The sequence below is a fragment of the Pseudoduganella ginsengisoli genome, from assembly GCF_009720865.1.
Classification (GTDB): Bacteria; Pseudomonadota; Gammaproteobacteria; order Burkholderiales; family Burkholderiaceae_D; genus Rugamonas; species Rugamonas ginsengisoli.
The window spans coordinates 265351-289137 of sequence record NZ_WNLA01000005.1 but is presented as its reverse complement, the minus strand read 5'-3'; the positions used below and the strand labels follow the sequence as shown (position 1 = coordinate 289137).

The window sequence follows — 23787 nt, the reverse complement described above, 5'->3', positions numbered from 1 at the left end:
CAGAACAAAAGGGAGCAACATGAAAGCAGTCATTCTTGCAGGCGGACTGGGTACACGGCTGAGTGAAGAGACCACCGTCAAACCCAAACCGATGGTGGAAATCGGTGGCAAGCCCATCTTGTGGCACATCCTCAAAACGTACTCGGCGCACGGCATCAACGATTTCGTGATTTGCTGCGGCTACAAGGGTTACGTGATCAAGGAATTCTTCGCCAACTATTTCCTGCATACGTCGGACGTCACGTTCGACATGCAAAACAACACCATGCAAGTGCATGAGCGCCATGCCGAACCGTGGAAAGTCACCTTGGTCGATACGGGCGACACCACGCAAACGGGCGGCCGCCTGAAGCGCGTGCGCCAGTATGTGGAAAACGATGACGCGTTCTGCTTTACGTACGGCGACGGCGTCTCCGACATCGACATCACAGCATCGATTGCGTTCCATAAGGCACATGGCAAGCTGGCCACGATGACGGCCGTGCAGCCGCCGGGCCGCTTTGGCGCACTGGACCTCGATGGCGACGCCATCACGGCCTTCAAGGAAAAACCGCAAGGCGACGGCAACTGGATCAATGGCGGCTACTTCGTGCTGTCGCCGAAAGTCATCGATTACATTACCGATGACGGCACGTACTGGGAACGCGACCCGCTGGAAAAACTCGCCACGGACCGCCAGCTGAATGCCTATCCGCACAGTGGTTTCTGGCAGCCGATGGATACGCTGCGCGATAAAGTCGCGCTGGAAGAATTGTGGCAAAGCGGTCATGCCCCATGGAAGCGCTGGGCATGAAGCCATCGTTCTGGCAAGGCAAACGCGTATTTCTTACCGGTCACACGGGTTTTAAAGGCAGCTGGCTCAGCTTGTGGCTGCAGCAATTGGGTGCACAGGTGCACGGTTTTGCGCTGCCCGCGCCGAGCCAGCCCAGCCTGTTCGACGTCGCCCAGGTGGCGCAAGGCATGCAATCGACACTCGGCGATATCCGCGACGCGGACGCCGTGCGTGCCGCCATGCAGGCAGCACAGCCGGACATCGTCATCCACATGGCGGCGCAAGCGCTGGTGCGCTATTCGTATGCGCACCCGGTGGAAACGTACGCCACCAACGTCATGGGCTTGGTGCACGTGTTTGAAGCCGTGCGCGCCACGCCGGGCATCAAGGCTGTCGTCAACGTCACCAGCGACAAGTGCTATGAAAACAAGGAATGGCCGTGGGGGTACCGTGAAAACGAACCCATGGGCGGCTACGATCCTTACAGCAACAGCAAGGGTTGCGCGGAACTAATCACCAGCGCGTACCGCAATTCGTATTTCAATCCGGCCAAGTATGCCGAGCACGGCATTGCATTGGGTTCCGGCCGCGCCGGCAATGTGATTGGTGGCGGCGACTGGGCGGAAGACCGTTTGATTCCCGACATGGTCCGCGCAATTGCCGCCGGCAAACCCGTGCAAATCCGCAGTCCGCACGCGATCCGTCCGTGGCAGCACGTGCTGGAACCACTGTCGGGCTACCTGACCTTGGCCGAACATTTATATGAACACGGCGCAACGTTTGCCGAAGGTTTTAATTTCGGCCCGCATGATGCCGATGCCCGCCCTGTGGAATGGATCATTTCCCGCCTGTGCGACAGCTGGGGCGATGGCGCCGCATGGCAACTGGACGCCGCGCCGCAGCCACATGAGGCAACCTATCTGAAACTGGACTGCTCGAAGGCGAAAGGCCGCCTGGGCTGGCAGCCGCGCTGGAACCTGGCGCATACCATCGACCAGATTGTCTCGTGGCACAAGGCGCACGCGGACGGCGCGGACATGCGCGCGCTGACCCTGGCGCAGATCACCGAATATCAAAACACTGAAATTTAAGTAAGGCAGCACATCATGAGCCAGACCAAAGAACAATTGCGCGAACAAATCCTCAAGCTGGTAGCCGAATATGGCGCGCTGGCCAGCCAGCCGAAGGCTTTCGTCCCCGGTGAATCCGTGATCCCGCCGGCCGGTAAAGTCGTCGGCGCGCCGGAAATGGAACGGATGGTCGATGCCTCGCTGGATGCATGGCTGACCACAGGCCGTTTCAATGATGAGTTCGAAGCGAAACTGGCCAAGCTGCTGGGCGTGCAATTCCTCATTACCGTCAACTCCGGGTCGTCCGCCAACCTGGTGGCGTTTTCCGCGCTGACGTCGCCCAAACTGGGCGACCGCGCGATTCTGCCAGGCGACGAAGTCATCGGCGTGGCAGCCGGCTTCCCGACCACCGTGAACCCGATCCTGCAATTCGGCGCCGTGCCCGTGTTTGTCGACGTGGAACTGGGCACGTACAACATTGACGTAACGAAGCTGGAGGCAGCGATTTCGCCGAAGACCAAGGCGATTATGCTGGCCCACACGTTGGGCAACCCCTACAACCTCGATGCGATTACCGCCATCTGCAAGAAATACAACCTGTGGCTGGTGGAAGATTGCTGCGACGCGCTGGGCTCCACGTACCACGGCAAAATGGTCGGCACCTTTGGCGACATCGGCACCATGTCGTTCTATCCAGCCCACCACATCACGATGGGCGAAGGCGGCGCAGTCTTCACCAACAATCCTGAATTGAAAGCCATTGCGGAATCGTTCCGCGACTGGGGCCGCGACTGCTATTGCGCGCCAGGCAAGGACAACACGTGCGGCAAGCGCTTCTGCTGGAAGCTGGGCACTTTGCCGGAAGGCTATGACCACAAATACACGTATTCGCACCTCGGCTACAACCTCAAGATTACAGATATGCAAGCCGCATGCGGCGTGGCGCAAATCGACCGCGCAGCCGGCTTCATCCAGGCCCGCAAGGACAATTTCAAGTTCCTCAAAGAGCGGCTGCAAACGTGCACGGAATTCCTGATCTTGCCGGAAGCCACCGAACATTCAGACCCGTCGTGGTTCGGCTTCCCGATGACCATCAAGGCTGAATCCGGCGTGTCGCGCGTGGACTTGCTGCAGTACCTGGACCAGCACAAGATCGGTACCCGCCTGCTGTTCGCAGGCAACCTGACGCGCCAGCCTTACATGGTGGGCCGCAACTACCGCGTTTCCGGTGAATTGACGAATACCGATATCGTCATGAACGACACGTTCTGGATCGGCGTCTATCCAGGATTGACTAAGGAAATGCTGGAATATGCCGCTACCAAGATTGAAGAGTTCTTTGGTGTTGGTTTTTGATCGTCAATCCGTATCAAAGAGTGAAATAACAGGGGCATAGGCGCATTTCTCGGCCAATTAAACCTGTCTCTGCAGCATATAATGGCCAACGCCCCTGCTCTAACGGCAGCATCTCAATCAAGTGATGGAGGAAGTGAAAAATGAACAAACGCGAACGTCAGATGCTGGATATTCTGAAACGTGGCAAAGAGGAATTCGGTTACCTGGCAGTCAAGGCCGAATTCGAAGCCGAGGGCACCCGTATCGATGAGCTGCTGCGCTTGCTGGACATCGCGCGCCACGCTGAACTGAAAGTCGGCCTGAAGATCGGCGGCTGCGAAGCCGTACGCGACTTGCTGGAAAGCCGCCAGATCGGCGTTGATTACATCATTGCACCGATGGTGGAAACGCCCTACGCGCTGTCGAAATTCATCGACGCGAAAAACAAGGTGTATTCCGCTGAAGAACAGTCGGATACCGACTTCCTGTTCAACCTGGAAACCCTGTCCACCTTCGGCCACCTGGAAGACATGGCCAAGGCTGCCGCCGCCGCGAATGGTGTGCAAGGCATCGTGTTTGGCCGCGTGGACTTCTCGCTGTCGCACGGCCTGTCGCGCGACGACATCAATTCCGACCAGGTTACCGATTACATCCTGAAAACCGCCGCCGTATGCAAACAGCACAAGCTGGACCTGGTGGTGGGTGGCGGTGTATCGATGGATTCGCTGCCGGCACTGCGCCGCATGGCTGCCGTGCACCTGACCCGTTTCGAAACCCGCAAGGTGATCTTCGACGGCCAGGCTGCCAACGCGCCCAACATGGAGCAAGGCTTGCTGCAAGCTGTGCACTTTGAACTGCTGTGGCTGCAGAACAAGCGTGACTACTATGGCTTCATCGAGCGCGAAGATGCGAAACGTATCGACATGCTGGAAGCACGCTGGAAAGTATTGAACAAATAAGCATGGTGGACGCAATTGCGGGCGCGCCTGTGCGCGCGCTGGTTTTCGGCGCCACCGGCGCCATCGGCTCCGCGATTGCGACGCGGTTTGCCGCGGAAGGCTGGGAAGTCGCGGGCGTGTCCCGCAGCGGTGGCGTTGACGCCACCGACCCGGCCTGGGATCACATCCGTCCGCTGGCGTATGACCCGTTCAGCGCCACGCCGGAAGGCGAGGCTGCCCTCACGGCCGGCGGACCGTATCACGCGGTCTGCTGGGCGCAAGGCGCCAACGGTACCGACAATGTCTACAACGTGGATCTGGACCAGCACCTGGCCCTGTACCAGGCCAATTGCCTGTACATCCTGTCCACGCTGAAATTCCTGCTCGACAAAAAGCTGCTGGCGCCTGGCGCCCGCCTGGCTGTCATCAGTTCGATCTGGCAAAACCTGGCGCGCCAGGACAAGCTGTCCTACTGCATGACCAAGGCTGCATTGCAGGGCCTGGTGTTGTCCGCCAGCGCCGACCTGGCCAAGGAAGGCATGCTGATCAACGCCATCCTGCCCGGTGCACTGGACACGCCGATGACGCGCAAGAACGTCGCGCCGGCCCAGCTGGAAAAGCTCAGCAACGCCACGTATTTCCATAAACTCCCCGCACTGGAAGATGTCAGCCGCCTGGCCCTCTTCCTGTGCTCGCCGCAAAACACCGGGATTACCGGCCAGTTCATTGCGGCTGACCTGGGCTTCAGCCATGTCCGACTCCTTTAAGATTGCCTCGTCCGCCGGCGAATACGCCGTGCGCATCGGCAGCACCGACGCTGTCCGTGCTGACACCATCGTCCTGTGCGACCAATTCTTTGCCCCCGCCTACCAGGCGCAGGGGTTGAAAGTCATCGGCATCGAAGCCACGGAAGCGGCCAAGAGCCTGGACCGCATGGGCGACATCATCGTTGCCATGCGCGAGTTCGGCGCCAACCGCAAGACGCACGTGCTGGCAGTCGGCGGCGGCGTGATCCAGGATATCGCGACCTTCGTCACGTCCATCTACATGCGCGGCCTGCAGTGGGATTATGTGCCGACCACGTTGCTGGGCATGGTGGATTCCTGCATCGGCGGCAAGTCGTCGATCAATGTCGGCGCGTATAAAAACCTGGTCGGCAATTTCTACCCGCCGCAAACCGTGGTGATCGACATGAAATTCGCCGCCACGTTGAACACGGAACAGCGCGTGGCCGGCCTGTGCGAAGCCGTCAAGATTTGCTTTGCCCACACGGGCAGCGCGTTTGACGATTACCTGGCCATGAATCCGCAGCCGCATGACGCGCCCGAGCAATTGCGCGACGTGATCCGCCTGTCGCTGATGACCAAGCGCTGGTTCATTGAAATCGATGAGCACGACAAGAAAGAGCGCCTGCTGCTGAACTATGGCCACACGTTTGGCCATGCGATTGAAAGCGCATGCGACTTCGTGATTCCGCACGGGATTGCTGTCGGCATCGGCGTGCTGGCGTCGCTGCACTTTGCGCGCCTGAACCAGCATTACCCGACACCGCCGCAGCGCGTGCAGCAAATGGAAGCGTACATGACGCGCCTGCTGGCCAACTTGCCGCAATTGCCGGGCTGGATTCCGCAAGTGCTTGTTGCCGACCTGATGCGCCGCTTTGAAGCGGACAAGAAGCACAGCGCCAGCCATTACGCTGTCATCGTGCCGGATGCGCAGGGCCAGCTGGTCCGCCTGGAATTGCCGAAGACCGACGCCAGCCGCACCATGCTGCAACAGGCGTTCGAAGCGGCACTGCAGCAAGCTGCCACCTGCGGCGCGGCTTGACCATGGCGGCGCTGTCTCCCCTGCCCCTGTCGGCGGCACTGTCCGGCAGCCTGCGCGCCGCGCCGTGGCACTATGTCGTCACGGGCGCCAATGGCTGGATCGGACGCGCCACCCTGGCCGCATTGCGCGCCGCACTGGGCGACGCCTTCAGCAGCCGCGTGACAGCACTGGGTTCCCGTCCCGGCAGCATAGCCGTGGATGGCGTGACGTTGCCCATCGAACCGCTGCTGGACTGGACGCCGCCACCGAATCAGCGCTTGCTGGTCTGCCATTATGCGTTCCTCACAATGGACAAGGTGCAAGGCATGAGCGCGGACGAATACGTCGCGCGCAATGAAGCGATCCGCCATGCCGTGCTGGGCTGGATTGCCTCCGGCGCCGTGCAGGGCGCGCTGGTGCCATCGTCGGGCGCCGTCTACGATTACCTGCGCGGGCTGGAAGACCCTGCGCTGGCCGCTGCACGCAATCCCAACGCCGTGCTGTATGGCCGGCTCAAGTATGAAGATGAACAAGCGTTCCAGGCGGCCTGCGCGGCCCATGGCGTACGTGTCGTGATTCCGCGCGTGTTCAACCTGGCCGGCCCGTGCATCAATAAATTCGATGCCTACGCGCTGGCGTCGTTCATCACGCGCCTGCTGCAAGATGACGCCATCACCATCAATGCGCGCCGCCCTGTGCTGCGCTCGTATTACTACATCGGCGATTTGCTGGAACTGTGCCTGGGCTTGCTGCTGCGCGCCGAAGCACCCGCCACCGTGTGCTTCGATACGGCATCCGATGAAACCGTGGAACTCGATGCGCTGGCGCGCCGCGTGGCGGCCGTGCTGGGCCGCGATACCGCGCCACAGCGCGCCCCGCTCGATCCCGCATTGACGCCGGACTTGTATGCCGGTAACCGCGCGGCCATTGCAAAACTGGAGCAACTGCTGGGCATAGCACCGCTGGACCTGGACCGGCAAATCGCTGCCACCGCACAATATATTGCGCAAGAGCTGGCCATACCGCTGCCTGCGCCAACCCGCTAAAGGAACATCATGAAATACAGCGACCTCATTGCCGAATGGCTCAAAAGTATGGGCTACACGCACTGCTTCTATGTGGCAGGCGGCAACATCATGCACATGCTGGCCTCCAGCGCCAAGCACTTCAAAATGGTCAGCGTGATCCATGAAGTGGCAGCCGGCGTGGCCGCTGAATATTTCAATGAATCGTCCACCGATGGTTCCAAGGCGTTTGCCCTGGTGACGGCCGGCCCCGGCATGACCAACCTGGTGACGGCGCTGGCCGGCGCGTACCTTGAAAGCCGTGAATTGCTGGTGATCGGCGGCCAGGTGAAAACCGCCGACCTCAGCCGTGGCACCTTGCGCCAGCGCGGCATCCAGGAAATCGACGGTGTCGCCATTGCCAAGCCCGTCTGCAGTGTGTCAGCGCTGCTGGAAGAACCCGTGACGCGGGCCCGCATGGAGCAATTGGTGCTGGATGCCAACCATGGCCGCAAAGGCCCCGTATTCCTGGAATTGCCGCTCGATATACAGGGCCGCACCGTGGACCGTGCAGAACTGGAACAAGTGACGCCGCCTGCACCGCCAGCGCTGCCGAAAGCCGATGCCGGCGTGATTGAACGCCTGGCGGAAAAAATCCGCGCTGCGCAGCGTCCACTGATGCTGCTGGGCGGCGGCGTGTCGCGCACTACGGCGACAGCGTTGCACGACCAGTTTGAAAAAATGGGCATGCCGATCGCCACCACGTGGAATGGCGCCGACCGCATCGAAGCCGACCACCCGAATTACTTTGGCCGCCCAAATACGTGGGGCCAGCGCTATGCGAACCTGCTGTTGCAGCAAAGCGATTTGCTGCTGGCGTTCGGCACCCGCCTGGGCATGCAGCAGACCGGCTTCAACTGGCAGCAATTCGTGCCGAACGGTGAAGTCGTGCACGTGGACGTGGACCTGGCGGAACTGGAAAAAGGCCACCCGGAAGTGGCATGGCCGATCCACGCGGACGTCAACACGCTGCTGAAAGACTTGAGCGCGCACGACCTGGGCCAGCACGAAGACTGGCTCGCGTATTGCCGCGAAGTGAAAGCCGCCGTGCCGCTGATCGAGCAAAACACGACGGGTGAAGCGTACATTTCGCCGTACCGCTTCGTCGAGCAACTGTCGCGCCGCTGCCGTCCCGACGACGTGGTGGTGCCATGCAGCTCTGGCGGCGCGTTTACCGTCATGATGCAAACGTTCGCGCAGCAGCGCGGCCAGACCATCGTCACCAACAAAGGGCTGGCATCGATGGGCTATGGCTTGTCCGGCGCCATCGGCGCTGCGCTGGCGCACCCGGACCGCCGCACGATCCTGGTCGAAGGCGATGGCGGCTTCGCGCAAAACTTGCAGGAAATCGGCACGGCCGCCGTCAACAAGCTGAACTTGAAAATGTTCATCTTTGACGACAATGGCTATGCATCGATCCGCATGACGCAAAAGAATTACTTTGGCGGCAGCTATATCGGTTGCGATATCAAGTCCGGCCTCGGCTTGCCGGACTGGGAAGTACTGTTCAAGGCGTGGGGCGTGCCGGCGCTGCGCATCGGCAAGGATTTCGACCAGCACGACGATTTCGCGCAACTGTTCGATACGGACGGCCCGGCCGCGTTCATCGTGTCGATCGACCCGGAACAGAGCTATTTCCCGAAAATCATGAGCCGCGTGACGGCCAGCGGCACGATGGAATCGAACCCGCTGCACCAGATGTCGCCAGCGCTGGAAGATGAATTGCAGCGCGCTACCATGCGCTACCTGGATTGATTTCCGGCAATACGCCCTCCATATACAAGCCTGAACAATAAGGACCATCCATGAGCAAACCTACCGCCGCCCAGCAACAGCAGCAAGAGTTACTGGCTGCGTTTGCCGCCAACGATATCGAGCGTATCGACGCCGCCGCGCTGACCCTGGCCAGCGGCGGCATCCTCGGCATCGTTGAATTGTTCGACGTGGCGCAGCGTTTATCTGCGGCCCAGCAGAACGACAAGGCGCAGGGGCTGTACCGCATGTGGCTGGACAATACGAAGTCGCCGCTCGCGTATGCGGCGCATTTCAACCTGGCTGTGCTGCAGGCGGAAAAAGATCCGGCCGCAGCGGAAGCGTCGTACCGCGCCGCGCTGGAACACAACCCGCAATTCGTCGAAGGCTTGCTGAACCTGGGCACCTTGCTGGAGCGCATGAAGCGTCCGGAAGAGTCGCTGGAACTGTGGCGCCGCGCCGTGGATTTGTCGCCGCCGAATACGCCGCCAACCCGCGCACTGCGCGTGCAGGCGCTGAACAACCTGGGCCGTTTGCAGGAAATCCTCAAGCGCATGCCGGAAGCGGAAGCCGCGCTGGCGGAAAGCTTACGGCTGGAACCAGACCAGCGCCACGTGATCACGCACTGGGTGCACTTGCGCCAAAAACAGTGCAACTGGCCTGTGTTCGATACCCGCATCGGCATTTCCGAACGCAAGCTGCTCGATGGCACGTCCGCGCTGGCCATGCTGAGCGCGTCGCCGGAGCCCATCGAGCAAGTGGGCGCGTCGCAGCGCTACGTGGAAGAAAAAGTATTGAAAGGCGTGGCGCCGATGGCCACGGCCGGCTACAAGCACGAGCGCTTGCGCATCGGCTACCTGTCGTCGGACTTTTGCTCGCACGCCGTGTCGATCCTGACGGCGGAACTGTACGGCTTGCACGACCGCAGCAAATTTGAAGTGTTTGGTTTTTGCTGGAGCCACGAAGATGGTTCGCCGCTGCGCGCCCGCGTGATTGCCGGCATGGACCACCATATCCGCATCGGTGCGCTGTCCGACCTGGAAGCGGCGCAACTGATACGCGCGTGTGAAATCGACATCCTCGTAGACTTGCACGGCCTGACGTTGAATGCGCGCCACAATATCCTGTCGCACCGCCCTGCCCCCGTGCAAATCACGTGGCTGGGCCTGCCAGGCCCGACTGCCCTGCCGGAAATCGATTACGTGATTTCTGACCCGTTCGTGATGCCGCCCGAGCTGGAGCCTTTCTTCACTGAAAAGCCGCTGCACATGCCGCACACGTTCCAGATCAATGACCGCCAGCGCCAGATCGGCGTCAAGCCCACGCGGGCATCGTGCGGCTTGCCGGAAGATGCGTATGTGTTCTGCGCATTCAACAATACGTTCAAGATCACGCCGGAAGTGTTCGACAGCTGGATGCGCATCATGCGCGACGTGCCGCATTCCGTGCTATGGCTGGTGGCCGATGGCGACATCGTGCGTTCGAACTTGCAGCGCGAAGCCAAGCAGCGCGGCGTCGATCCCGACCGCCTGCTGTTTGCCAAGCGCGTGGCGCCGGCCGACTACCTGGCCCGCTTCCAGGTGGCCGACCTGTTCCTCGACACCAACCCATTCGGCGGCGGCACCACGGCCAGCGATGCACTGTGGGCCGGTTTGCCGGTGCTGACGTGCGCCGGTAAAACGTTCTCGTCCCGCATGGCAGGCAGCCTGCTGCGCGCGGTCGGGTTGCCGGAACTGGTGACGTTCACGATGGCCGACTATGAAGCGCTGGCCATCAAGCTGGGCAATGACCGCGCCTACACTGCCGAGTTGCACAAGAAGCTCGACGACAACCGCCTGACGACGCCGCTGTTCGACAGCGAGCGCTTCGTGCGCGACCTGGAAGAACGGTACTTACAAATTGCCGCCACGCCGGACCGCACGACGACACCAAGCGGCTTGCCGCTGGTATCGATCCTGATCCCGACGCACAACCGTCCCGATTATGCGGAACTGGCGCTGAAGAGCGCGCTGGCGCAAACGTATCCGAATACGGAAATCATCATCAGCGACAATAGCGATGACGAGTTGACGCGCGCCCGCTTTGCCCCGTACGTGGCCAAGCATCCGCAAATCCGCTATTACCGCGTGCCTGGTTATGGTCCGGCGGAAAACGGCATGAATTGCTTCAAGCATTCGCGCGGCGATTACATCAATTACCTGATGGACGACGACCTCTACCATCCAGACAAAATCATGCGCATGATGTCGTTCATGCTGACGGATGAAAAGATCGGCCTCGTCACGTCGTTCCGCCAATTGATCGATGCCAATGGCAACCACATGGCGCCGATTTCCGGCACGGAACGCCTGTTTGAAACGGAAGCCCGCATCAGCGGCCGCCAGTTTGGCCATTTGCTGTTGACGGGCGGCCGCAACCTGATTGGCGAACCCACGACGGTGCTGGTGCGCAAGGCCGCGCTGGACCGCTACTTCGGCACGTTCTGCGGCCGTCCGTACACGGTGCTGTCGGATGTGGCGACGTGGCTGTCGATTTTGAAAGAACATGATGCCGTGTACCTGCCGGAAGCATTGAGCTACTTCCGCCTGCACGGCGGCCAGGACCAGCGCGGCAATGGCCAGGCCATCCGCGCCAACCTGGACTGGCTGCAACTGTATTGCGATGCGCTGGAAAACAATTTGTACTTCGATGACCGCCACACGGCCGAGGAACAATTGTCCAGCAAGCTGACCACGTGCCTGTGGTACCTGGGCACCATGCGCGGGGAAATTCGCGATGGTAATTTTGACTTGCCAGGCATACAAGCATTGGTGTCCCAGGCCACGGCGCTGCTGTTAACCCATCCCAACCGGAACAAGCAATGAAGACCAGACCGTATGTGATCCTGACCCCCAGCTATTGCGTCAGCGCGGGGGTGCGCGTCATGCACCAGCTGTGCCATGAACTCAATATGCTGGGCTTTGACGCGTCGATCCTGATTACTTCCAACATCAGCCCGCCCGGCACGCCGGTCATCAATCCGCTGTGGAATACGCCCGTCATCAACAACCAGGCGCGTGAAAACTGGGAAGCCATCAATAACGAAGCCATCTTCATTGCACCGGACGACCTCGACGGCAACCCACTCAATTGCAAGCGCCTCGTGTATTACGTGCTGGGCCGCGAAAACGTGGCGCCAGCCGACGACTATTACCGCTTCTATTACACGCGCGCCTTCCCGATGGATAAAACCAAGGAAGTGCCGACCCTGCTGCTGCTGCCGGTGGATTTAAGCTTGTTCAACGCGAACAATACGCCGGAGCGCACGCAGGATATGGTGTGGATGGGTAAGAATCCGGAACACTGGCCGAACCGCCCGCCCAACGTGGTGCCGATCACGTACAAGTGGCCGCCGACGCGCGAAGAATTGGCCGCCCACTTGCGCCAGACCCGCTACCTGTACACGTACGATGCCGTCAGCTGCACCAACACGGAAGCCGTGCTGTGCGGCGCCGTCGTCATCGTCAAGCACATCAGCTATCACGGCTGGGAGTGGACCAAGGCGGACATGGAGGCCACGGAATTCGGCATTGGCGGCTTTGCCTTCGATGAATCGGAAGCGGAACTGCAGCGCGCTTATGACACGCGCATCGAGCTGGTGCAGAAGGTGCGCGAAACTGTCGCGTCCTTCCGCCCGAAGCTGCTGGAACTGGCCGACCACACGCAGTGGCTGTTCAAGGACTAAGAGGTGTAGAACTGTAGGGCGGATTAGCGCACAGCGCGTAATCCGCCAAGTGTGCAGGCCACGCACGCGTGGCGGATTACGCTGCGCTAATCCGCCCTACGCCGTTGTTATGACGCGTTCGCTTGCGCGTAGGTTTCCGGCGTGCCGATATCGAGGAACGTGGCGGTGGTTTCGTGCGTGTAAATCTTGCCCACCAAATGGTGCATGACTTCCGTGCTGAAGTCCGTCACGTGCGGCATGTCCTTCGCCATCATGGCCAGCAATTCCGCTGACAAGATATAAATCGCGCCATTGGCCAAATTGCCCGGCGGGTTGGCCACTTTTTCATGGAAGCCCACGACGACCCCGGCGTCATCCAGCTCGACAATGCCGCACGTTTGCGGCGTGGCCGTGCGGAACGTCATCATCGTCATCAGGCAGTGCACCGGACGGCTGGCATGCGCGTGTAAAAACGCTGTGAAATCCGCCAGGCAGTAATTGTCGGCATGGATCAGCATGGCGTCGCCCCCCTGGAAAAACGGCAAGTTGGCCATCAGGGTCCCGGCCGTGCCCAGCAATTCTTTTTCTTCCGCGATGTCCACTTGCGACGCAAAACGGCTGCCCGCCAGGTAAGCATGCACTTGCGGCGCCAGGTAATGCGTATTGACGAGGCAGCGGCTGATGCCGGCTGCCGTCAACCGCTCCAGCCAGATATCCAGCAACGGCTGGCCCTTGATCGGCACCAGGCATTTCGGCACGGTATCGGTCAGCGGACGCAAACGCGTACCCAGGCCGGCGGCCAGCAACAGCGCCCTCATGCCGTCAACTCCTTCAGCAATTCTTCCGTCTGGATCGGCACGTTGCCGACACGGCCCACTTGCACGGCAGCCGCCAGCGAGCCCAGGCAAGCGGCTTCCCAGATGTCGGCGCCGGACGCCAGCGCCAGCGCGCTGGCAATCAACAGGCTGTCGCCGGCGCCCGCCACGTCGCGCGGCGCCACGTTCAGCGCACTGATGCGGTCCGTGACCCATGGCGTGCCCGGCACGTCGCCGATATGCACCAGCATGCCGTCGCCGCCCATTTTCAACAGCACGTTGCGGGCATCGGCCATGCCGCGCAACTGTTCAGCCAGCACGACGAGGCCCGCATCCATGTTACGGGCGCCCAGACGCGCTTCGTGCTCCGTCGGCGTAATCAAATCCATGCCGTGGAAGCGCGAAATATCGCCCACTTGCGACGACGACTGGCTGTCGGCCGCCAGCAAGATGCCTTTGGCTTTCGCCATGGCCGTGATGCGGTCCACCACCGGCTGCGGCAGCAAGCCATAGTTAAAGTCGGAAAACACCAGCACGTTGGCGCCTTCCATGGCTTGCTCCATCAGCGCCACCAGGTCTTCCTGCAATTGCGTGGAAATCGCGTCCTGGCGCAAATGGCTGACGCGCAGCATGCTCTTGCCATGGCAGCGGTAGCGCTGCTTCAGCGTGGTTGGGCGGCTATCGTCCGTCAGCATGTGCGCATTGACGTTCATGCGCTGCAATTCATCGAGCGCATACTGGCGCACGGCGTCGGCGCCCGTCAGCGACACGAATTCCGCTTTCGCACCCATGCCCGCCGCGTGCGCCGCCACGATCCCGGCGCCGCCGACGAAGCGCGTGGTATCGATGGGGCTGACAACGATGGTCGGGTCTTCGCGCGACATGCCCAGCGGTTCGCACGTGATGTATTCATCGATGATCAAATCGCCCACCACGCACACTTTGCAGGTGGAGAACTTTCTCACCAGTTCGCGCAAGCGCGCCAGGCTGATGTTGTGGCGGCCCAAATAATCATGAGGCAAGCCGATCGGGTTGAAATTCGCCGGTTCGATTTCCTTGTTCAGCAAGTCCGACGATGAAAACCAGCTTTCACCGGAACTGAACAGCAGGCGGCCGCCATAGCTTTCCAGGACAGGCAATTCCGGATTGTCCGCCGTCTCATGTTCCTTGCCCTTGACCACGATATCGGGCCGCAGGCGCGCCACCAGTTCCGCCGCCGGCTCATCCATAATGAACGATTCATTGACTTGCGCAATGCTTTGCACGCTTTCCAGCCGCAACGCTTCCGGCACGTGGGCGGCCTTGCCGGCAATCCGGTCCGACGCCACGGCCACGATCAGGCGCGTACCGCATTCGCTGGCAAAGCGCAGCAAACGCAAGTGGCCCGGGTGCAAGACATTGAAGTTGCCTGTAACGAGAACGGTCTTTTCTGACATGGTGTTATTCGTGATGGTTCAAGGTGCGGCAGCGCCAGGCTGCTGCCGTGCGCCGAGGCGCTGGCGTAATTCAGCGATCGCGCCAGCCACGTTGGAAAAATCAATGCCTTTCATGTCCGCCAGATCCAGCTGCCACCATTGCAAGGCCAGCAATTCGGCAATCACGGCGTCGTCAAAGCGGTAGCGGATCACGCGCGCCGGGTTGCCGCCGACAATCGCATACGGCGGCACGTCGGCCACGACGACGGCGCCCATGCCGATAATGGCCCCGGTGCCAATGGTGACGCCGGTGCGCACGCTGGCGTTATCGCCGATCCACACATCGTTGCCGATAAGGGTAGGCGCGTTGGGCGGCGCGATATTGACGCCGCCGCCAAGCACGGTGTCGCCATAAATCTGGCTGCAATCGCGGTACTGGAATTCGTGGATCGACAGCCAGTTGGTCGGGTGGCTGAAAGCGCCGACGGAAACGCGGGCGCCAAACGTGCAATAGCGGCCGATTTTCGCGTTGGTCACGTACGAAAAACAGCCGAGGCCGAAGTAGCGGCCCAGCTCGGACTTGCTGACACAGGAATGCTTGTCGATCGTGACGTTGTCCACGATGTCGCAGCCGACCAGTGCGGCGCCGGCGGCCAGCCGTACAAACGGCGCCGTCGACAGCACTTGCTCCGTGCCGGAATTGATTTGATGAAAGCGCATGGCCGCGCCGCTCACTTCGCCGCAGGGATCAATTGCAAGGCTGGCAGCGGTACGAGGAATTGCCCGCCCTGCTCCATGTACGGACCATGCTTGGCCGTGATCGGCTTGACGTACATCCACGCCAAGATCACCACCAGGTCGGGCTTGCGGGTCACCAGTTCGGTCGATGGATGCACAGGCAAATGCGCGCCGGGGCTGAACGTGTCCCACTTGATCGGGTTATCGTCCACGATGTATTTCAGGCGCGATTCCAGCTCGAAGTGGTACAGCAAGGTGGTGGCGGTCGTCGACGCACCATAACCCGCCACGGTCTTGCCTTCCGCAATGGCGCGGTCCACGACGTCCAGCACGGCGCGCTTGCGTACTTCGATGTCCTTGTAAAACTGGCGGTAGATTTCCGGCTGCGTAATACCGCGGCGTTCTTCTTCCGCAAACATGGCTTGCAGGCGCTCGCTGCGCGGACGCTGGCCCGTCGACAGCGGCTGCGCAAAGGCGCGGATCGAACCGCCCTTGGTGGCCACACGCTCGACATCGAACAAGGTCATGTCGTGCAGGCGGAAGAAGCGCTCCAGCGGCAGCAAGGAATGGTGCGAAACGTGTTCGTGGTAAATCGTGTCGAACACGAAATGGTCCACCATGTCCGGGATGTACGACACTTCAAACACGAATGCGCCATCCGGGGCCAGTAGCGTGCGGATGCCGGCCACGATGTCGCCGATCTGGTCCGCGTGGGCAAATACATTGTTGGCGCACATCAGCTGGGCCGGGCCCAATTCCGCGCGCAATTCCTTCGCCACGGCCGACGAGAAGAAGTCGGGATGGGTCGGCACGCCTTCGGCCGTGGCGCCTGCCGCGATATTCTTGGCCGGGTCCACGCCTTGCACGCGCAAGCCCAGCGCCTTGTACGCTTTCAACAGCGAACCATCATTGCTGCCGATTTCCACCACCAGCGCGCCCGGCTGGATAGCCAGCTTTTCCACGACGGCTTTCGCATATTCCTGGAAGTGTTGCACCAGGCCCAGCGACGACGACGTGCGGTACGTGTAATTGCGGAACAGGATGTCCGGATCGACAATGTCGAGGTTTTGCACGTGGCCGCAATCGAGGCAGATATACGTGTCGAGCGGGAACAGTTCCTGCGGCTCATTCAATTGATCCGCTTTGACAAACGCGTCGCCGATCGGCGAGGGCTTGATCGGCAACACCAGTTCAAATTGCGTGGAACCGCACAGGCGGCAATCGTCGCGATGCTTGTAGTTTTTCATAGTCAACCTCCTGGTGCTTGTTCCGGGGCGGTGGTCAGCTCGCGCAGCCACCCTGCATGTTCATCGATATAACGCTTGCCATTGCATTCACGGCGCTCGATATACGACGGGTCGCTGGTATCTTCATCGGCCACCACGCGCGCCAGCCGCACCATTTCATCGTCCGACTCATCAAACGGCAGCAGGAATTCCGACAACGGCGCGTCGATGCACAATTCCGGCGACAGGTATTGGAAGGCGCTGATCAGCGACGCTTCGCGGCTCGGGTGCTTGGAACGTGCCCCCATCGACGACGTGGTAAAGCTCGCGTCCTTGGTGGTCGGCAAAATTTGCGTTATGCGGAACGTTTTCCAGCTGCCCAGCATGGTCAAGAAAGACATGCCATTGCCGCCGGTAATCATCCGTCCGGCCAGGTGGGCAAACGGGATCACCTGTTCAATCGGCAGCGACACGGCCGTGGTGCCGGGAATCGGCATATTGGCAATGCCATTGAATTCATTCAAGCCGCCCATGTTGGTGAACACCATGTAGCCGCGCTCGATCAGGCGTGCGGCCACGGTATCCCAAAAGATTTGCGGGAAACGCTTGGCGGAATTGTTGATCGGGCACAGCAGGACCGAGCGGCCCATCCGCAAGCCCAGGTCCAGCGCCTGCTGCATGGCGGCCCGTTCCCAGTCCACGCGGATGCGCGGCGCCTCAAGCTTGGCATTCCACGGCAGGCGCAGCACGAAGCGCTGCATGTCGGTTTCACTGATGCCGCCACGGCCCGGGTAATGGCTGCCCAGGTATTTCACGCCATCCGAATGGCGGAAGCCGCGGTCGATCCAGCACGCGCTCATCGGCTTGTTGATTTCAAAGCGGTCTTGCGGAATGTAATTGCTGCGCAACACTGCCTGCATGATGTCGTCTTGCAGCACCAGCACTTTCAGGAAGCGGTGGCCATACATGCGCGCCACCGCCACGTGGGCCGGACGCACCAGCAAGATAATGCCGTGGCCATGCTGCTGCACGAAGGCGTCGGCCAGCGCGCAAAATTCCGACGTTTCACCAATGTTGTAGCCGCACAGGATGATCCACGCATCCTGGCCGGGAATCCGCACGGTGTTATTGAACATGTCGTCAAAACCCGCATGCAATTCAGCAAACGGGTCGGCTGCCGGTGGCGCTACCGGCGCCGTGGCCAACTCGCCAGGAGCTGCGGGATCGGATTCGGACATGGACTCTCTCCTCTGGTGATTCAATCTTGGCATTCTAAACAAAGAGCGCCGTAGTCAAAAATGTTTTTCTCTGTAACAACAAACTGCTGCATCAATTCACTGCGTCAATTAAATCCCGCCATCGTGCGCGCCAATTCTTCCGGCCACACGACGGAGACGCCGCCATCGACAAAAATGCTTTGGCCATTGATGAAAGCGGCCTTGTCACTGCACAGGAATTCCACCAGGTTGGCGGAATCGGCGGCTTCACCGATGCGTTTCAACGGCACGAAATCGTGGTACAGCTGCATCAGCGGCTGGTTGCTTTCCACGAAACGGCGCGATTCATCTTTCAGGTAACTGAGCGGCATGATGGCGTTGATGCGTACATTGCGGCGTCCCATGCCCCACGCGTGGAATTTGACCAGCTGGTTGAGGCCGGCTTTGGCCACGTGGTAGCTGTCCGGCTGCGAACCGCCGACAAATTGCGCATAGACGGAACTGACGACGGCTATGGCGCGGTCGCCGCTATCGCAAAACTGGTCGGCAAAGCCATTGATCAACAGGCGCGTGGCATTCAGCGTCACTTGCATTTCACCTTGCCACGCATCGCCCGTACCCCGGTAGCGCTGGCAAAACACGAGGTAGCGCACTTTGCCGCCGGCTTGCACGACTTGCTCGACCACGGGCGCCGCGTCAACCAGCGCTTCCAAGTCCACGGCTATGTGGCGGTAGGCCAGGCCGCCGTCCGGCTTGGTGCGCGACAGCACGGTCACCGCATGGCCCTGCGCGATAAAACGCTCGGCCAGCAAGCGGCCCAGCCCTTTGGTGCCGCCGACAATCACCACTTGTTCTTGCGCACTCATGCCTGCTCCTGTACACGATCCACCAGCGCTGCCTGCCAGCTGGCAATCTCGGCAGCAGGGGCATTTTCTTCCGGCGCAAAGCCCGCAAAGATCGTGGCGCTGCGGTCAAATGGCCCGTTCGTGGTTTCATGCACGATCAGCACATCGGAACGGATGATCAGCGTGTGGAACAGCGGTTCCGACATGCGGTAATAAAACGCGCGCCGGCCATCGCCGCCATCGGGCTGGCCCAGTTTCACCACTTGCGTGACATTGCCCGCATCATCGAACACGACCACGTCCACCGCGCCATGCACGAGGTGGAACGATTCACTTTTGGCCGGATGCTTGTGCGGACGGATATACGATCCCGGCTTGATGGCGATGAACATTTCATGCAGCGGCGCGCTGCCGTCCGCGTGCAAATTGATGCGTACGCGGCCACGGGGGCTGGCGTCAACGGCTTCTTTCAGCAACGCGATTTCCGCTGCGCCGATGGCGGCAACCGGGCCGGGCGCCACATATACTTCATTCGACTGTTTAATCAACTGCATGGCCAGGCTCCGGATAAATTGATTGCATGACGCCGCCTTGCTGCAGCCAGCCGTCAAAACGCGCGCGCACGCTTTGCTGCGCACCGGCGCTCAGCGCCAGCAGGCACAGGCCGATATCGTCCTGTGCCTGCAGTACGCTGGACGGCACGATGGGAATAGCCGTACCGGGAATGCGGCAGCCTGCCTTGTCCGGTGCATCGTCCAGAACGATATCCACCAGTTGCGCCAAACCCAGCGCGTGGATGAACATGATGGCTTGATGGCCCGCGCCAAAAATCGCCACGCGGCGGCCTTGCGCATGCATATCGCCAAGCCATTGCTGGTAATGGGTGCGCTGGCCGGGCCACGCGGCGCGGTAGCGGGCAAACAGTGCAGACGGGCCCAGGCCCGACGGTGCGGCTTGCCCGGGGGCGCCCGCCTGCAACAGCAGCACCAGCGCATCTTCCTGCGTACCGGGATAGCGCAGGCACTGGCGCACAGCCAGGCCGGCGCGTGCGGCCAGCGCACGCAGCGTTGCTTCTGTGAAGTAGCACACGTGCTCTTCCCAGATAAAACTGTAGTCGCACACCGTCAAGAATTTGCTGCTGTCCGGCACTTCCACCAGCAGCACGCCGCCCGGCTTTAATGCCCCGGCCAGTGCCTGCAACATGGCCACCGGGTCGTGGCTGTGTTCCAGCAGGTAGCGGCACGTGACCAGGTCAGCCTTGCCGCACGATGCCAGCACGTCATGGCGTAATACGTGCTGCCACGTTTCCAGGTACGGATAGCGGCCGGGCTGCGCTGCAGATTGCGCCGCCAAATCCGGCGTGTGCCGCGCGCCGCCCCACTCCGTCATGTGCTGCAACAGCGGTCCTTCAAACGGGCCCAGGCCCAGCACGCCGGGCGCATCCGGCATCAGTGCGCGCACGTGCTGCGCCACGTCCGGCAAGTGCGCGGACGGTTCGTTATAGCGGATCCACGCGTGGCGCGGCACGAGCGCATCGAGCGGCGGCAATTGCAGCAATTGCACCAGCTGGCACTGCGCGCATTCCACCATGGCCAGCGGCAGGCGCGGTGCATCCGGCCCGTCGCTGAAACGGTTACAGGGCGGAACGTCGCCCACTGCCAGCGCCGTGTCCGGCGCCAGCGGGGCGCTGCATAAGCGGCAAGTGCCCACGTGCGCCATCACTGATCCATGACGACCATGCAGCGGCCGGCAAAGGTGCCGGCGCGCATACCGTCAATGGCTTCATTGATCTGATCCAGCGTAAAGCGGTGCGTGATCAGGTTTTTCAACTGGATGCGGCCCGTGCGGTACAGCTGGTGGTAGCGCGGGATATCCGTTTGCGGGATGGCTTCGCCGCCCGTCGAACCACTCAAGCCTTTGCCAAAGTGCAGCGGCAGCGAATAAATATTGATGTTGTTGCCTTTCTTCGGCACGCCCACCAAGGTCACGCGGCCTTGCGGCTTCGTCAGTTCGTAACCCATTTCAATGATCTTCGGCTGGCCCGTGTTGTCGATGAACGCATCGACGCCATTCGGTCCCAGCAAGTCGATGATGGCCTGGCGCGCATCCGTCGTGCTGCTGTTGATCAGGTGCGTCGCGCCCATTTCCTTGGCCAGCGCCAGCTTACTGTCATGCAGGTCCACGGCAATGATCGGATAGGCCGACACCAGCGCGGCAGCCTGCACGATGTTCAAGCCGATGCCGCCCGCGCCGAACACAACGACAGCTTCGCCAATTTTGACTTTGGCATTGTTTTCCACCACGCCGAAACCCGTCGTCACGGCGCAGCCGAACAGGGCCGCCACTTCCAGGTCGCTGTCGGCGGGAATCGCCGTCACACGGTTTTCCGACACGATCGTGTATTCGCTGAACGTGGTGACTTGGCCCGCATTGATTTTCTTGCCGTCCAGCGTGTAGTTGGCAGTCGGCGCTTCAATGCCGTTGCCTTTGCGCCAGTGCAGCACCACCTTGTCGCCGGCTTTCACGTGGCGCACGCCCGGACCGATATCCATCACGGTGCCGGATGCTTCGTGGCCCAGCAAGTGCGGGATGTACTTGTCTTCGCCCTTGGCGCCGTCGATTTCACCGATCTGCGAACCGCAGATGCCGCTGTAATGGACTTTGACCAGCACCTGGCCCACGTCCAGCTTGTCCGGCATCGTGATTTCCGCGATGGCCAGCGGCGCTTTCTGTTGCACCAGAATGGCGGCTTTCATGGTTTTTGGCATAGTCGTCATGGTTGCCTCACTCGAAGTAAATCAGCGAATGGTCGCCGGTGTAGCCGGTTTGCTTGAACCACCATTCCCACTCTTCCGGCGTGCAAAACGCTTCGCACGTGACTTGCCAGTACAGCAGGTTGGCTTTTTCTTCTTCGTTGCGGTACGACTCCACGCACAGGTATTTATGTTTGCCGACACGCTCCATTTCACGCAACGCCTTGTCGAGGTCGTAGTTGTGCAAGTTGTGCAGCGTGGTGATGGAAAACACCAGGTCAAAATGCTTGTCCGGGAAGGGCAGGCTGTTGGCGTTGCCCAGGATCAGGCGGTCGCGGATTTCTTCCTTGGCATTGTCCAGCGCGTACTGGGAAATATCGAGGCCGTGGATTTCCAGGCCCGGCACCAGCAGCGACATTTCATACAGCAGGAAGCCCTTGCCGCAACCCACGTCCAGCACCTTGTCGCCGGCTTTCAGACCGTAATGGTCGATCATGGCCTGCGCCACGGGCGCCCAGCGGCCCGGCATGTATTTGTAGCCGCCGTAGCAGATTTTGCGGTCGCCATCCCAGTAATCGAAGCCCCACTGCTTGGCCAGCGCGGCTGCTTTCGCCTTCGGATAGTCAGTGTCGTTCACGCGCGCCAGATAGTCGCGCTTGGTGCTTTTATGGACGACGGAAAGGAAGTCGATGTAAGCCATGTTTGCTTTCTATCTCTCTATACTAGGTGAGTCTCAAAATAAGTGCGCGCCTTGGCCAGCTGGATTTCCAGCAAGCCATCGGCAGCGATGCCCGCATGCAGGCGGCGCTGGCGGTCTTGCGCGCGTAATTCATTCAGCAGGATGCCGCACCACTTGATGCGGTGCAGCGGCAACACGGCGGCAATGCGGCGGGCAATGGCGCCGTCATCCCGCAGCGCAGCCAGCACAGTTCGCTGGAACAGTGTGCCATGGGCGGCGCTGACAGGCACTTCCGGTTGGCACTGGAAGTCGCAGATCAGCTTGGCCGGGTCATCCCAGCCTGCGTATTCAAAGTCCACGAACGCCAGCCGGTCGTCGTGTTGCAATGTGTTGTGGAAACCAAAATCGGATGGCGACAGGATCAGCGCCGTGCGCGGCAGTGGCGCCGACAAATCGCCCTCGGCGGCCAGCGCGGCGCGCGCTGCCGCATCGCGCCGCTCCCACGCGGGCGCCAGGGTGTTGCGCACAAATGCGTGCGCGTCGCGCTCGATGGCGCTGACGCTGCTGCCATTGGCCGGGGCGCACGCCAGCAAGCCGTCTATGCGGCGTTGCGCCAGGTCCAGGTGGGTTTGCACGGCCGTGCACGCATCCGATGCGAACGGCAGGCGGTCCGCCCCCTCCGCATCGCGCAAGGTGTTCAGCGACGCAATAAACGCGGCCGCCTGCGCCATGTGATCATCCGTCAGTTCAACGGGACGCTGGCCCGGCAGCAATGCGTACAGCGCGCAATTGAGCGCCTTATCCATGCCTAGCGTACGCGGCACAGCCGTGACACCGTGGCGCGAACAAAAATCCAGAAAACCGTATTCCGTGCCGAGGCGGTCGCGCGTGTCGGCCTGGTGGGAAAAATATTGCTTGAGGATCGTGCTGTTACCGCGGTGATCGGTAATACGCAGCACTTCGCTGTTACGCCCGGCGCGCAGCGCCACCGCTTGCAATGGTTCGCTGGCGCCGTGCCGCGCACAAAATGCCGTCACGGCGGCGCTGAGTCCCGTCATACCAGCTTCAAAATGCCCGGGAGCTGGTCCCACGACGTCATGACAGTCCAGCCAGGCTGGGCTTGGGTATTGCCATCCGGCGAGAACAGGATTTTCTCGACGGTGTCCGGCAGCATGGCCAGGATTTCCGGCAAATCATCGACATAGTGCGTGCATTGCTGCGCGACGATGCGGGCGATTTTTTCATCCTTGGTCAGCTCGAAAAACACTTGCTCCTGTTTCCATGCGAGGCCATCGTCCGCATGGAAACCCTGCTGGGCCAGCCAGCTGCGGGCGGCCGCGTGCAAGTCCCATTTCTCGCCCAGGTAAGGCCAGCGGGTTTTGTGGCTGACGATGCACATGGGAATGTTATGCCCCGCCAGCGCGCGCAAGGTATCGCGCATGCCGGGATACGGCGCCGCTTCCAGGATCCGGCCACCGTAGACCGCGCCTTGCAGCTTGGTCCATTCGTCTTCCTGGTCGATGCTGCGCAAATAGTCGCGCACCGCGTTTTTTTGCGGCGGCGTCTCTTCCGGAATCAGCTGTAAATCCAGCGCTGCCTGGCGGAACAACTGATCGTAGCTGATCAGCGTATTGTCAAAGTCCAGTCCTAGCCGCATGG

General features: G+C 61.0%; 22 protein-coding genes. 10 read left to right on the top strand and 12 right to left on the bottom strand.

What is annotated here, in order from left to right:
• Positions 1-19: 19 nt before the first annotated feature.
• The 10 genes from rfbF (at position 20) to GM668_RS11215 (ending at position 12461) form a co-directional block, all read left to right on the top strand.
• Entirely contained in the window at positions 20-793 is a 774-nt protein-coding gene (gene rfbF, locus GM668_RS11260; RefSeq protein ID WP_155439040.1) for a glucose-1-phosphate cytidylyltransferase, read from the top strand.
• The gene (rfbG, locus tag GM668_RS11255) at positions 790-1863 is read left to right on the top strand and encodes a CDP-glucose 4,6-dehydratase (RefSeq protein WP_155439071.1); all 1074 of its coding nucleotides are present in this window, start codon (positions 790-792) and stop codon (positions 1861-1863) included. Before rfbF ends, rfbG begins: the two co-directional genes overlap by 4 nt.
• Positions 1864-1878: 15 nt before the next feature.
• Positions 1879-3198: a lipopolysaccharide biosynthesis protein RfbH gene (gene rfbH, locus GM668_RS11250; protein ID WP_155439039.1), complete on the top strand. Its 1320-nt coding sequence runs from the start codon at positions 1879-1881 to the stop codon at positions 3196-3198.
• Between the two features lie 140 nt (positions 3199-3338).
• Positions 3339-4136 carry an aldolase/citrate lyase family protein gene (locus GM668_RS11245; protein ID WP_155439038.1) on the top strand — a complete coding sequence of 266 codons (798 nt, stop codon included), beginning with the start codon at positions 3339-3341 and terminating at the stop codon, positions 4134-4136.
• 2 nt (positions 4137-4138) lie between these two features.
• The gene (locus GM668_RS11240; protein ID WP_155439037.1) at positions 4139-4882 is read left to right on the top strand and encodes an SDR family NAD(P)-dependent oxidoreductase; all 744 of its coding nucleotides are present in this window, start codon (positions 4139-4141) and stop codon (positions 4880-4882) included.
• On the top strand, positions 4866-5942 hold the full coding sequence (locus GM668_RS11235) for a 3-dehydroquinate synthase (RefSeq protein WP_170305597.1): 1077 nt from the start codon (positions 4866-4868) through the stop codon (positions 5940-5942). Before GM668_RS11240 ends, GM668_RS11235 begins: the two co-directional genes overlap by 17 nt.
• Positions 5943-5944: 2 nt before the next feature.
• Positions 5945-6967, top strand: a complete 1023-nt coding sequence (locus tag GM668_RS11230) for an NAD-dependent epimerase/dehydratase family protein (protein WP_155439035.1) — start codon at positions 5945-5947, stop codon at positions 6965-6967.
• Positions 6968-6976: 9 nt separating this feature from the next.
• On the top strand, positions 6977-8740 hold the full coding sequence (locus tag GM668_RS11225; protein WP_155439034.1) for a thiamine pyrophosphate-binding protein: 1764 nt from the start codon (positions 6977-6979) through the stop codon (positions 8738-8740).
• 50 nt (positions 8741-8790) lie between these two features.
• Positions 8791-11601, top strand: coding sequence for an O-linked N-acetylglucosamine transferase family protein (locus GM668_RS11220; RefSeq protein WP_155439033.1), 2811 nt, complete (start codon positions 8791-8793; stop codon positions 11599-11601).
• Positions 11598-12461, top strand: a complete 864-nt coding sequence (locus tag GM668_RS11215) for a hypothetical protein (RefSeq protein WP_155439032.1) — start codon at positions 11598-11600, stop codon at positions 12459-12461. Before GM668_RS11220 ends, GM668_RS11215 begins: the two co-directional genes overlap by 4 nt.
• A gap of 107 nt (positions 12462-12568) precedes the next feature.
• Here GM668_RS11215 and GM668_RS11210 read toward each other — a convergent pair whose 3' ends face one another.
• The 12 genes from GM668_RS11210 to GM668_RS11155 all read right to left on the bottom strand — a co-directional run bounded on the left by GM668_RS11210 (position 12569) and on the right by GM668_RS11155 (position 23785).
• Positions 12569-13258 carry a nucleotidyltransferase family protein gene (locus GM668_RS11210; protein WP_155439031.1) on the bottom strand — a complete coding sequence of 230 codons (690 nt, stop codon included), beginning with the start codon at positions 13256-13258 and terminating at the stop codon, positions 12569-12571.
• The gene (locus tag GM668_RS11205; RefSeq protein ID WP_155439030.1) at positions 13255-14691 is read right to left on the bottom strand and encodes a PfkB family carbohydrate kinase; all 1437 of its coding nucleotides are present in this window, start codon (positions 14689-14691) and stop codon (positions 13255-13257) included. Before GM668_RS11205 ends, GM668_RS11210 begins: the two co-directional genes overlap by 4 nt.
• Positions 14692-14709: 18 nt before the next feature.
• The gene (locus GM668_RS11200) at positions 14710-15390 is read right to left on the bottom strand and encodes a CatB-related O-acetyltransferase (RefSeq protein ID WP_155439029.1); all 681 of its coding nucleotides are present in this window, start codon (positions 15388-15390) and stop codon (positions 14710-14712) included.
• Between the two features lie 11 nt (positions 15391-15401).
• Positions 15402-16655, bottom strand: coding sequence for a class I SAM-dependent methyltransferase (locus GM668_RS11195; protein ID WP_155439028.1), 1254 nt, complete (start codon positions 16653-16655; stop codon positions 15402-15404).
• Positions 16656-16657: 2 nt separating this feature from the next.
• Positions 16658-17872, bottom strand: coding sequence for a hypothetical protein (locus GM668_RS11190; protein WP_155439027.1), 1215 nt, complete (start codon positions 17870-17872; stop codon positions 16658-16660).
• 104 nt (positions 17873-17976) lie between these two features.
• Positions 17977-18717 carry an SDR family NAD(P)-dependent oxidoreductase gene (locus tag GM668_RS11185; protein ID WP_155439026.1) on the bottom strand — a complete coding sequence of 247 codons (741 nt, stop codon included), beginning with the start codon at positions 18715-18717 and terminating at the stop codon, positions 17977-17979.
• Positions 18714-19250 (bottom strand): WbuC family cupin fold metalloprotein, encoded by a 537-nt coding sequence (locus GM668_RS11180; protein ID WP_155439025.1) that lies wholly within the window; start codon positions 19248-19250, stop codon positions 18714-18716. Before GM668_RS11180 ends, GM668_RS11185 begins: the two co-directional genes overlap by 4 nt.
• Positions 19237-20415, bottom strand: a complete 1179-nt coding sequence (locus tag GM668_RS11175) for a class I SAM-dependent methyltransferase (RefSeq protein ID WP_155439024.1) — start codon at positions 20413-20415, stop codon at positions 19237-19239. Before GM668_RS11175 ends, GM668_RS11180 begins: the two co-directional genes overlap by 14 nt.
• Positions 20415-21473, bottom strand: coding sequence for a zinc-binding dehydrogenase (locus tag GM668_RS11170; protein WP_229499176.1), 1059 nt, complete (start codon positions 21471-21473; stop codon positions 20415-20417). Before GM668_RS11170 ends, GM668_RS11175 begins: the two co-directional genes overlap by 1 nt.
• A 7-nt stretch (positions 21474-21480) precedes the next feature.
• Positions 21481-22149, bottom strand: a complete 669-nt coding sequence (locus tag GM668_RS11165) for a class I SAM-dependent methyltransferase (RefSeq protein ID WP_155439023.1) — start codon at positions 22147-22149, stop codon at positions 21481-21483.
• A gap of 17 nt (positions 22150-22166) precedes the next feature.
• Positions 22167-23186, bottom strand: a complete 1020-nt coding sequence (locus GM668_RS11160; RefSeq protein WP_155439022.1) for a phosphotransferase — start codon at positions 23184-23186, stop codon at positions 22167-22169.
• Positions 23183-23785, bottom strand: a complete 603-nt coding sequence (locus tag GM668_RS11155; protein ID WP_155439021.1) for an HAD family hydrolase — start codon at positions 23783-23785, stop codon at positions 23183-23185. Before GM668_RS11155 ends, GM668_RS11160 begins: the two co-directional genes overlap by 4 nt.
• Positions 23786-23787: the final 2 nt, after the last annotated feature.